8 protein-coding genes are annotated in these 11,650 nt (G+C 47.3%); 7 read left to right on the plus strand and 1 reads right to left on the minus strand.

Features of this window, described 5'->3' with window-relative positions:
- Nucleotides 1–2 precede the first annotated feature (2 nt).
- The 7 genes from P5G61_RS27820 to P5G61_RS27850 all read left to right on the plus strand — a co-directional run bounded on the left by P5G61_RS27820 (nt 3) and on the right by P5G61_RS27850 (nt 9,746).
- On the plus strand, nt 3–1,247 hold the full coding sequence (locus P5G61_RS27820; RefSeq protein WP_301249491.1) for a macrolide family glycosyltransferase: 1,245 nt from the start codon (nt 3–5) through the stop codon (nt 1,245–1,247).
- A gap of 166 nt (nt 1,248–1,413) precedes the next feature.
- A complete protein-coding gene (locus P5G61_RS27825; RefSeq protein ID WP_301249492.1) occupies nt 1,414–2,268 on the plus strand; it encodes an aldo/keto reductase in 855 nt (284 codons plus the stop codon).
- Between the two features lie 303 nt (nt 2,269–2,571).
- Nucleotides 2,572–4,260 carry an extracellular solute-binding protein gene (locus P5G61_RS27830; protein WP_301249493.1) on the plus strand — a complete coding sequence of 563 codons (1,689 nt, stop codon included), beginning with the start codon at nt 2,572–2,574 and terminating at the stop codon, nt 4,258–4,260.
- A 90-nt stretch (nt 4,261–4,350) separates the two neighbouring features.
- A complete protein-coding gene (locus P5G61_RS27835; RefSeq protein WP_301249495.1) occupies nt 4,351–5,268 on the plus strand; it encodes an ABC transporter permease in 918 nt (305 codons plus the stop codon).
- Nucleotides 5,269–5,297: 29 nt separating this feature from the next.
- The gene (locus tag P5G61_RS27840; protein WP_143805280.1) at nt 5,298–6,182 is read left to right on the plus strand and encodes a carbohydrate ABC transporter permease; all 885 of its coding nucleotides are present in this window, start codon (nt 5,298–5,300) and stop codon (nt 6,180–6,182) included.
- Between the two features lie 51 nt (nt 6,183–6,233).
- A complete protein-coding gene (locus P5G61_RS27845; RefSeq protein ID WP_301249496.1) occupies nt 6,234–8,585 on the plus strand; it encodes an AraC family transcriptional regulator in 2,352 nt (783 codons plus the stop codon).
- Between the two features lie 33 nt (nt 8,586–8,618).
- Complete coding sequence (locus P5G61_RS27850) at nt 8,619–9,746, plus strand: glycoside hydrolase family 88 protein (RefSeq protein ID WP_301249497.1); 1,128 nt, start codon at nt 8,619–8,621, stop codon at nt 9,744–9,746.
- 21 nt (nt 9,747–9,767) lie between these two features.
- Here the strand turns inward: P5G61_RS27850 and P5G61_RS27855 are convergent, their stop codons facing one another.
- Nucleotides 9,768–11,489 carry a sulfatase family protein gene (locus tag P5G61_RS27855; RefSeq protein ID WP_301249563.1) on the minus strand — a complete coding sequence of 574 codons (1,722 nt, stop codon included), beginning with the start codon at nt 11,487–11,489 and terminating at the stop codon, nt 9,768–9,770.
- Nucleotides 11,490–11,650: the final 161 nt, after the last annotated feature.

The following is an 11,650-nucleotide window of genomic DNA, read 5'->3' on the forward strand; positions in this document are numbered from 1 at the left end:
TCATGGCACGTGTATTAGTTGTAATGATGCCTGCAGAAGGGCATATCAATCCGACGCTCGGAATAATCAAGGAACTGGTGGAGAACGGCGATGAAGTTGTCTACTGTTGTACGGAACAATACCGGACGAAGATTGAAGCGTTAGGCGCACAATTTAAAGCATACTCCTTCAACGAGGCAACCCTGCTCAACAACCCGGATATGAAGCCATTTGAAATCAAGCACCCTTACCAATTTTTATATATGGTTTTGAAAAAAATTGTTCAACGATTTATTCCGGATGTTCTCAATCTGATCGAAAATGAAACCTATGATTATTTAATTTTTGACTCCTTAATAGGCTGGGGAGGACAAATTTTAGGCGAAAAGCTGGGTATACCAGTGGTATGCTCAACCACGACCTTTGTTTTTGTGGAGCCTCTCGGATTCGGTAATCAACTGAAGGATGACGATGAGGAGGTCAAGGAGCTGTATAACGGCATCATTGAGATGTCCCAGCAATTAGCGTCCCAGTTCAATGTGGCTGTGCCTTCCCTGGCGGATCTTTCAGGGCATCCCGGGCAACTAAAGCTGGTCTATACCAGCCGCTATTTTCAACCCATGGGGGACAAGCTGGATGATAGCTATGTGTTCACCGGCCCATCTATTTTACCTCGTAAGGATGCACCAGCCTTTGCAAAGGAATCTCTGCATGCCCTCTATAAACAGGCGGTATATATTTCGATGGGTACCATTTTAAACAAGGATCTTGAATTCTATAAGCTGTGCTTTACGGCTTTTCGGGATTTGCCTGTGCAGTTTATATTGTCTTCGGGAAAGGATACGGATTTGGAGCCCATTGCGGATCTCATTCCTGATAATTTCATGATCAGACCCTATCTCCCACAATTGGAGGTTTTGCAGGGCGTAGATGCTTTTCTGACACATGCAGGCATGAACAGTACAAGCGAAGCTTTGTATTACAATGTACCGTTGGTTATGCTCCCGTTAACCTCGGATCAGCCGCGTGTAGCAGGCCGGGTGCAGGAGCTAGGGGCGGGGGTCATCGTGGATAAAAATAACCTTACACCCGACGTACTGAGAACCGCGGTATTAGAGGTGCTCGGCAACGCCTCCTACAAGGAACATGCTGAGGTTATTGGGAAAACGTTACGCGATGCTGGCGGGTACAAGCAGGCTGCTATGGCCATTCAGAAATTTATGGGCGATCGGTCGTTATCGGCCACGACCATCTCTTCGCTTGAATAAAGAGGCAACTTGCCTCTATTAAAATTAGACGAGAAAGCCACTACCCCGTTTAACGGGTTGGTGGCTTTCATTTGATTCATCCGCGTATGGAGGGGTAGAATAAACGAGAGGGCATATCACTTTATCCATATCGTTTAGTATAATTTTCGCAAAGGAGAGTTTTGACATGAATCATACAATCCCGGAATATACGTTGAATGATGGCTTGAAAGTACCTGCCATTGGCTTTGGTACCTACAGCTTAAAAGGAGAAGAAGGCGTCAAATCCATAGCATCCGCGATGGATGCAGGTTACCGCTTGATCGACACAGCGTATAACTATGAGAATGAGGCGACTGTCGGAAAAGCCATTAAGCTGAGCTCCGTTTCCAGAGAAGACCTACTGATCTCATCCAAACTGCCAGGGCGTTACCACGCCTTTGAAAAGGCGATTGTAGCTATCCAAGAATCCCTGTACAGAGCAGATCTTGATTATTATGATCTATATCTGATTCACTGGCCGAATCCGAAGCAGGATATGTATGTGGAAGCGTGGCAGGCACTCATTGAGGCGAAGAAACGCGGATATATCCGTTCCATCGGAGTAAGCAATTTCCTTCCGGAACACAATGACCGCCTGATTAAGGAGACGGGAGTAGCGCCAAGTCTGAATCAGATTGAGCTGCATCCATTCTTTGACCAAGCCGATCAGCGGAAGAAGGATTCACAGCATGGTATTGTGAACGAATCATGGAGTCCCATTGGGCGTGGCAATGATGCGGTACAGGATATCGTAAAAGATGAAAAGATCCTTCGGATTGCCGAAGCCCATGGCAAAACGGCTACTCAGGTTATTTTGCGCTGGCATACCCAGCTTGGTTCAATTCCGATCCCTAAAGCAGGATCTCTTCAACACCAGCAAGAGAATATCGATATTTTCGATTTTGAGCTGAACGAGAAGGAGATGGAAGTCATTTCTTCTTATCGTCGTGAGGATGGACGGTTGTGGAATCAGGACCCGAGTGAATACGAAGAATTTTAAAAGGGTTTATCATATAAAGTTCGATTCAACTTACGGTGAGTTGAATGGGTATAAAATAAATATAGCCTCCTATTCTACAAAGATGTAGATAGGAGGCTTTTCGCTGTATGTTTTTACAAAACTTATGGTTTACTAAACAGGTGTGACTGGTTCAATATTCTTCTAAACGATTTGACCAAATGGTTATTTGGAAAGAGTGTTCTTTACTTTTTTTGCTTACCCTTCAATCTCGGAAATATGATCTTGATCTCTTGCTTTCATGTGCAAATCCTGCGCTGCACAAGGAAATATCAAATTTTGGATATGTCGGCAAAAATGGAAGATAGCCATTGTGACGGGCAAGCGGTAACTTTATGGGGAGCGATGACAGGACTGCTTATCAACGATATGAATTCAATGGGGGGACGTGAATCGATGAAACGGTCATGGAGAAAACGGCTGACAATTGGAATCTGCCTGATGATGGTTACTACTGCTCTTGCAGGCTGCTCGGCAGATAATGGAAGTGCAAGTGAAGCTGGAGGAGATGGACCTACACCCATTTCAATCTGGATGTCGATGAATACCAATGCTTCCATCACACTCAAGAGCATGAATGAAATTACGGCGATTAAGGAATGGGAAAAGAAAACCAATACCAAAATCGAATTCCAGCATCCTGCGGTGGGTGCAGAGACTGAGCAATTCAATGTCATGATTGCTTCGAACCAGCTGCCTGATGCGATGTTTGTGTATGGTGATTACGCCAAACTGTTTAATGATGGCACCATTATCCGGCTTAATGATCTCATTGATGAATACGCTCCCAATTTGAAAAAGATCCTGGAGGAGAATCCCGAAGTTGCCAAACAGTTAAAAGCCGATAACGGAGATATTTATGCGATACCACATCTGCGCCTGGGGGAATACAAAACCTTCGGCGGTACGTTCATCCGTCAGGATTGGCTGGATGAGCTGAAGCTGGAGAAACCGGAAACGATTGAGGAGTGGGAGACAGTACTCAAGGCCTTCAAGGAGAAAAAAGGCGTAGCAGCGCCCCTGTTGTTTGGTGCACCCCCAAAAATGACCACGATGGGACCAGCCGCACCGACGTATCTGGAGGCTTACGGCATCACTAATAATACATTTATGAAAGATGGCAAGGTCGTCTATGGACCAATCGAGCCGGAATATAAGGAGTTTCTAACGATGTTCCATCGCTGGTATCAGGAGGGATTGATTGATCCCGATTTTGCTACCAATGACCAGAAAACATATGACGCCAAAATTTTGAGCAGTCAAGCTGGTGCGTTTTTCACCTATATCGGTGGAGGTGTAGGCCGCTACCTGCCCGCTCTGCAGGAAACGGATCCGAACGCCAATCTGACAGCTGTGCAATATCCGGTGCTGAACAAAGGGGATGAGCCGATGTTTACCGGACGTTCCTGGGAGTGGAGCAGTAGCGGCGTTGTGATCACCAATAGCAACAAACACCCGGAAGAAACGGTCAAAGCACTCGATTATTTCTTCAGTGAAGAAGGACATATGCTGAAAAATTTCGGTGTGGAGGGCCTCACCTATACGATGAAGGACGGTTACCCGACGTATACGGATGAGATTTTGAAAAATCCGGACGGTCTGTCGGTCGCTCAGGCCATGGCCAAACATTTTATTGCGAACTATCCCTTCGTAGGGGAGGATGACGATCGGTACAATGAGCAGTATTATCAGCTCCAGCAGCAGAAGGATGCGGCGGTTCTGTTCTCCAAATACAGCGAGAATACGCTGAAGGTAGGCCTTCCTCCTACCAGTCTGACGACAGAAGAATCTACGGAGTACAGCAAAATCATGAGTGATATTGGAACTTATCGGGATGAGATGTTCGTCAAATTCGTCATTGGGGTTGAGCCGATTGAGAACTTTGACAAGTTTGTCGATCAGATCAACAAGTTTAACGTGAAACGGGCTATTGAAATTCAGCAAGCGGCCCTGGACCGGTATAACGCCAGATAAGGAAGAGATGTTCACGGGTGGTGAAGCCTTTTTACGGCTTTATCGCCGTGGACGCCCTCTTTGGAATGAAAAAGGAAGGGGATGGAGAAGATGTCGCACAAGCTTTCCTTGTTATGGCTTAATTACAAAAAGAATAAAGCCATCTATTGGATGGCTCTTCCCGTCGTTTTATATTTTCTCGTCTTCAAATACTTTCCGATGTACGGGGCCATCATTGCGTTCAAGGACTACTCGGTGGGCAAAGGCATATGGGGCAGTGATTGGGTCGGATTTCAGCATTTTCAGGATTTCTTCCAGAGCTATTATTTCTGGCGGATTCTGAAGAATACTCTTTTGCTAAGTTTTTATCAGTTGTTGTTCGGTTTCCCGGCTCCCATTCTTCTTGCTCTTCTGCTTAATGAGCTCAGGCATGAGATCTTCAAACGCACGGTGCAAACGATCTCGTACATTCCCCATTTTATTTCCATTGTCGTCATCTGCGGCATGATTGTTGATTTTTCGTCCCGAGATGGACTGTTTAATACCATTATTGGTTATTTTGGCGGTCAGAGCAGCGCACTTCTTAGCGATCCTGCTAATTTTCGTACCATATATACCGCCTCATCAATCTGGCAGGAGCTTGGTTTTTCCAGCATCATTTATTTGGCTGCACTTAGCGGCATCAACCCCGAGCTCTATGATGCTGCCAACGTGGACGGAGCGAGTCGGCTTCGCCAGGTGTGGCATATCACGCTTCCCGGCATCATTCCGATGATTATGATTCTCCTCATACTCCGCATTGGTGGACTGATGGAGATTGGGTTCGAGAAAATTATTCTGCTCTATAATCCGAATGTGTATGATACGGCAGATGTAATCTCGACGTTTGTTTATCGCAAAGGGATAAGTGAAAGTGCCGAATTCAGCTATACGACCGCAGTGGGTCTCTTCCAGTCGGTCATTAACTTTGCGCTGCTAATCTGTGCCAATCGCCTGTCCAAGGTGATATCCAATACCAAGCTGTTCTAGCCAAGAACGAGGTGAAGGGAGGGATTTCTTTGCGAATGAAAAGATCCATTGGAGAGCGGCTGTTTGGTGGTGCGAACGCAATGTTGATGACAGGGCTGATTATCCTAACCTTGTATCCACTGCTGCATGTGTTAAATGCGTCGCTTAGCGACTCAAGTCAGCTCATGGCCCATAGAGGTCTGCTGCTTTTTCCCAAAGGCATTACGATGGACAGCTACAAGCTGGTACTGAGCAACCCTAACATTCTGTCCGGATACCGGAACACGATATTTATTGTGGTGGTGGGCACGGCGCTGAATCTGCTGTTTACCATTCTGGGGGCGTATACGTTGTCCCGCAAAAGCTTCATGCTCCGCAATCCGATCATGCTGGCGATTGTATTTACGATGTTTTTTAACGGCGGAATCATCCCGTCCTATCTGTTGATCAATAACACGCTCCATATGGGGAACAGCCTGTGGGCTTTGATTATACCTGGTTTGATCAGCAGCTATAATCTGATTATTATGCGGACCTCCTTTGCGGAAATCTCGGAAAGTCTGCTAGAGTCAGCCCGTATAGACGGGGCAGGGGAGATGCTTATTCTCTGGCGGATCGTCGTACCATTGTCGATGCCCGTCATTGCGGTGATGATTCTCTTTTACGGCGTCGGTCACTGGAATTCCTGGTTTAGCGCGATCCTGTACATTCGGGATCGGAACCTGTTCCCACTTCAACTGGTGCTGCGGGAAATTCTGATTCAGAACAGTACGGATTCGATGACAACAGGAGCCACCGCTATGGACAAAGAGGCCATCGGGGAAAGTGTAAAATACGCAACGGTCATGGTAGCCACCCTGCCTATATTGTTCATCTATCCATTTCTGCAGAAATACTTTGTTAAAGGTGTTATGATCGGAGCAATCAAAGAATAGAGTTGCTTTAGGCCATGCCATACCCAATAACACAGTGTGAGGAGGAGACGCATGAAGAGGAAAAGCATCCTGTTGTCCTGGGGCATTTCTTACATGGTCATTCTGCTCATTCCCATTGTGATCGGTGCTGCTGTTTTTGCCGAGTCTCGCATGCTGCTAGAGGAAGAAGTTAATCGTTCCAACATGGTGCTGTTGTCTCAGGTGCAGGAAACTATTGATAACCAGATTGGCGATATTGGCAGCATCAGCAATCAATTAATGGCCGACTCCCAACTCATGAGCTTCATTAATCACGCGTCTGAACAGGATGCCCGCTGGAGGTTCATGGGGATTGATCTGATCAAAAACCTGAAATCCACACGCGTCGGAAACGGCTTGATTAGTGAACTGTATATTTATATCAAACAGTCCGATATCGCGTTATCCTCTTCTTCACTTATTCAAAAAAAGTATCTATATGACATATTCTATCAGGGCACGAATGTTTCCGAGGAAGCGTGGACCCGGCTTATGCATGATTCCAGCAAGAGCATGTACAGAAAGATGGAGGTTCGGAGCGAGGACCGACGGATTGAGGACACGCTGGTCTATATTCAGCCGTTTCCGATTCAGAATGGCGCTGGCAGCCCTGCGACCTTCGTCGTTAACCTAGACCCCAACCGATTCCAGCAAGCTATTGATAACGTACGTTTGGAAAAAGAGAGCACCGTGTTCATTCTGGACCACGACGGTCAAACGTTATTTTCTACCGGATCACTTGAAACCCCTTACATAAAGGGGGAGGATCTTAACCTTTTCAAGGATGCTGAGAAAAGAACGGAAACCATCGATTGGAACGGAGAATCCGTGACCATATCGCAGATTTCTTCCAAGATTCAGGACTGGAAGTATGTATCCATCATACCTACCCGAATCTATGCCAAGAAGCTGACGGTCATCCGCGATATTACGCTTGGAGGCGTTGCCGCAGGACTTATCCTTGGCGGGGTGGCAGCCTGGTGGTTCACCAGACGGAATTACCGTCCGCTGGGACGGATCATGAACATTATCTCGGATAAGGTCAAATGGAAACTGGAGCAGCCAGATAATGAATATGGCATCTTGCAGTCTGTCCTGATCCAAGCTTGGGAAGAACAGGATCAATTTGCGAACAGGCTTAAGGATCAGCAAAGCGTTATACGGAGCAGTCTGCTCTCCAAGTTGATGAAGGGAAGGGTACAAGTAGGTGTGGATTTTGCTTCGACCCTGGAACGCTCTGGCATTCGGTTCGAGACAAATTCATTTGCCGTATTGCTCCTGCACATTGAGGATGTTGAAGGACTGTTCCGTTCCAGAGTTCGTGAGCAGGACCGGGAGGAGAAGCATCAATTTGTGCACCTGATCCTGACCAATGTGCTGGAGGAGATGATTGGCTCAATCGGTCATGTATACTCTGTCGACATTGATGGAAGAATCGCGTTCCTGATTAATATTCGGGAGTGTGAGGAGGATACGGAGGATACGGAGGATACCAGTCATCGGTTAATTCATGCGGTCGAGGAAGCCCAGCGTTTCATTGGCTCCCGATTCTGTGTGTACTTCTCTGTTGGCGTTAGCCATGTTCATCACCGTATGGCGGAGATCGCGGATTGTTTCCGGGAATCGGAAGAAGCGCTGGAATACAGGCTGATTCTGGGGATCGGTCAGATTATTGATCCGAGCCGGATTCGTCGGCCCAAGGAGGAGCTGTATTACCCTCTTGATCTGGAGAGACAGCTCATCAATTATATCGCTACTGGGAATTATGCCCGTTCCACGGAAGTGATGAATGAAATTCTCATGACCAATTTTGCCGGAGAGCCCTTGTCGGTTGAACTGGCTCGCTGTCTGATGTTTGAGTTGATTGGTACCTTTCTGAAAGCTACCGAACAGATCAAGACGGACGATCAGAACGAGATGACGCAGCGCAACGATCTGATCCGGCAATTGTATGCATGTGAGACCTTTGAGGAGATTGAGGTCGAATTGCTTCGGATACTGGAGACGGTATGCCAGACCGTGCATGAGCGCAAGCGGTCCCGCAGTGAGGAATTGAAGGATCAACTAGTGGAATTTATCCATGAGAGTTATGCGGATGTCAATTTGGGTTTGACCCATTTATCCGAGCGGTTTCGTTTCCATCCAACCTATGTCTCCAAGTACTTCAAGGAACAGACCGGAGTCAACGTGATTGATTACATCAACCATTATCGAATTGAGCAATCCAAGAAAATTTTACAGGCAGAGGAACTGACGATCCAGGACGTATCTGAGAGGGTGGGTTTCCTGAACAGCAATTCGTTCATTCGTGTATTTAAGAAATATGAGGGAATTACACCCGGCCAGTATAAGCAAAATAGCAGACTTGTCCAGCAAGAGAATTGAAGAATATGACTTGCCTAGAGGAGGAACGGTTCCATGTGGAAAAAAGCTATTGAAGATGCATTGAATGTCACCCGGCGCAACATAGATCGATTCGAGGGGCGCTTTCCCCACGTTAGTAACGGGGATGAGCATTATGTGCTTAACGATAATACGGAGTGGACGGCAGGATTCTGGTCAGGCATTCTGTGGTTATGCACGGAGTATACTCAGGACCCGAGGTTCCGTGAGGCAGCCGTAAATAGCGTCGATAACTTCCGTCGGCGAATGGATCAGAAAATCATTTTTGATCATCATGATATTGGCTTCCTCTATTCGTTGTCTTCCAAGGCACAATGGATTGTGGAGCATGACGCCGCCGCCAAAAAACTCACGCTGGAAGCTGCCGACATGCTGATGAAACGCTGGCGTGAGGATACTGGACTGATCCAGGCCTGGGGTCGTAAAGGCGATGTGAATAACGGAGGACGAATTATTATCGATTGCCTGCTCAATCTTCCGCTGCTGTTCTGGGCGTATGAGCAGACGAATAATGAGGAGTATCGCCGCGTTGCCGAGCTGCATGCGCTGAAAAGCCGCCGTTTCCTCGTTCGTGGGGATGACTCAAGCTATCACACCTTTTATTTTGATCAGGCTACCGGAGAGGCTATTCGAGGCGGTACGCATCAGGGCTACCATGACGGATCTACCTGGACACGCGGACAGGCTTGGGGGATTTATGGTTTTGCACTCTGCAGCCGCTATCTGCAAAGTGCCGAGATGCTGGAGACAGCCAAGCGTCTCGCCCGTTATTTTATTGCCCATCTTCCGGAGGATGAAGTAGCGTACTGGGATTTTGATGCCCCGCAGACACCTAATACGAAAAGGGACAGCTCTGCATCGGCTATTGTTGCCTGCGGTCTGTTGGAAATTGCCGGGCAGCTTGATGAAGCTGATCCTGAGCGGGAGGCTTTTCAGAATGCAGCGGAATCGTCCATGAAATCCTTAATTAATTTTTATTCCACGCAAGGTTCGGATACAGCAGAGGGACTGCTGAAGCATGGCTCATACTCCGTAAGAGGTGGAGATTCACCTGATGATTACACGATCTGGGGCGATTATTTCTATCTTGAAGCGCTGATGCGTCTGGAACGAGGCATTCCTGGCTATTGGTACGATCGATAGGGTGAGAATTGTTGTATACCCCTATATCGTAGGTTGATGAGGATACAGACGTTTTTGTTGCCGCTGTTCCTCCAGAAGTTGCATCATCCAGTGCTGAATGGTCGTCGTCTGTGGAGTAGCATAGGCAGAATGGGCGAAATTGCAGGTCTCCAGCGGATCGTCCGTCAAGTTGTACAATTCATATTCATCCTGTACCGGTTGTGTTTTCGTTGTGGTTACACATTGCCCTGAAGTTGGATTTCCCACAGGCTGCGTGATGACATCCTTAACACCAGGCTGACTCCAGAACTGAGCATGATCGAAGTACCGGGAAAACTTCCAGATTTCCGGTTTATTGTTTTTATAAAGGGTGGTAATGACGGTTTCGATGTGGTTGGGTTGTACAACCGACGAATAGGGTACGCCTAATGGATTCGTTTGGTGCTGACCACGGGTGACATCGTCGTCGGTCATAAAATAGACCGGTTGCCGTGTCAGTCCCGGATTATCTTTTCCATATATAAGAGGCGTAAGATCCCTTCCTACCAATGGGCGCGCTTCACTGAACTTCTTTTGCAATCGTCCATGGATTTCGGAAACGTTAATACGGGCCAGGCCCAGCATCGTTGGCAGCAGATCGACATGACTTGTCAGGCTATGCACATGTTGCTGCTCAGGAAATAGATGTTTATTGTGAACCAGAAAAGGAACATGAAGGTATTCCTCATAGGCACAGTACCACTTTTGGTGAAGATTACCGTGAGCCCCCAACAGATCACCATGATCCGATGTGAAAATAACAATAGTATTGTCATAGAAGGAGGAACGCGTAAGAGCTTCATACACTTTAGACATTTGGTGATCCGCATTTTTTTGCAATTGATAATACAGCTGGCGGTAGAAGCTCTGATCGGTGATAGGCTGCAAAGCTCTGGGATATAAATCTCTGTAACTCGCCTGACAACGTGGTTTGGTGCCCAGCCACTCGTGTATCGTCGGAGGGGCGTCGACAGGGGGCATTGGGTCTACCTCGAATTTGAAATCGGGCAGGCGCTCGGCGAGATCACCATATAACGTAATATCATGCGGGTTCACAAAGGAAGAGACAATGAGCCAGGACTCAGCATGTTGGTTTTCATTCTTCCTGCGATCAAGGGATTCAATGAGATGAACCGTTTCTGCGGCGTACACCTCGTCCCGTCCACTTAAGCCAAACGCGGCGGAAGAAGCGGAGTTTCGAGGGTTTCTGCCTATGGGATCAGGGCCGATCCAATCGGAGAATCCAAATTCCTCTAAACGGCTCGCGTGAAGGTACAGACTTTCCAGCTGTGGCTCAGGAACTCCCGTCAAGGGGTTATAGCTGGGAACACTTTGGTGGGTGCCGGGAGAGATAATATCCGCATTGAAGATGTGCCATTTTCCCTTATAATACGTCTCGTATCCTGCTGCTCGAAAGTAATTTCCCAACGTAGGCACCGTATTAGGATTCAGCCAGAACATGTCGGAGTCAAACGATTCCTTGGCAATGCCGACAGTCTGACTGACGCCGTGCAGTGATGGATACTGACCTGTGAAAATGGTAGCCCGGCTGGGACAGCAGGCTGTTGTTCCAATATAATGCCGATGGAATTCCATGCTGTGAGACTTTAAACGTTCCTGGGTAATCAGATTTTCTCTGCGCCATGCCTGTATTTCTTTGCTTTCATATACAGGAGGATACCGCTCCTCATCTACAAGAATGACAAGAAAGTTGGGTTTCTCCATAGTAGAAGATGGCGGGGGAGTATTGTTCACGGAGTTCACACACCCTCAATCGTTTTTACTTTAAGGTATGTGATGAGGCTTACGAAAAGTCCATATCCACTTACCACGACATGACTTATACACAAAAACGACCGTTTCCCCGATAGAAGCAGGGGAAACGG

This window comes from Paenibacillus vandeheii (assembly GCF_030433635.1).
Classification (GTDB): Bacteria; Bacillota; Bacilli; order Paenibacillales; family Paenibacillaceae; genus Paenibacillus; species Paenibacillus vandeheii.

Excerpts from the sequence above, each read along its gene's own strand:
- P5G61_RS27820 (WP_301249491.1), top strand. The coding sequence starts at position 3 with ATGGCACGTGTATTAGTTGTAATGATGCCTGCAGAAGGGCATATCAAT.
- P5G61_RS27825 (WP_301249492.1), top strand. The coding sequence starts at position 1,414 with ATGAATCATACAATCCCGGAATATACGTTGAATGATGGCTTGAAAGTA.
- P5G61_RS27830 (WP_301249493.1), top strand. The coding sequence starts at position 2,572 with ATGTCGGCAAAAATGGAAGATAGCCATTGTGACGGGCAAGCGGTAACT.
- P5G61_RS27835 (WP_301249495.1), top strand. The coding sequence starts at position 4,351 with ATGTCGCACAAGCTTTCCTTGTTATGGCTTAATTACAAAAAGAATAAA.
- P5G61_RS27845 (WP_301249496.1), top strand. The coding sequence starts at position 6,234 with ATGAAGAGGAAAAGCATCCTGTTGTCCTGGGGCATTTCTTACATGGTC.
- P5G61_RS27850 (WP_301249497.1), top strand. The coding sequence starts at position 8,619 with ATGTGGAAAAAAGCTATTGAAGATGCATTGAATGTCACCCGGCGCAAC.
- P5G61_RS27855 (WP_301249563.1), bottom strand. The coding sequence starts at position 11,489 with ATGGAGAAACCCAACTTTCTTGTCATTCTTGTAGATGAGGAGCGGTAT.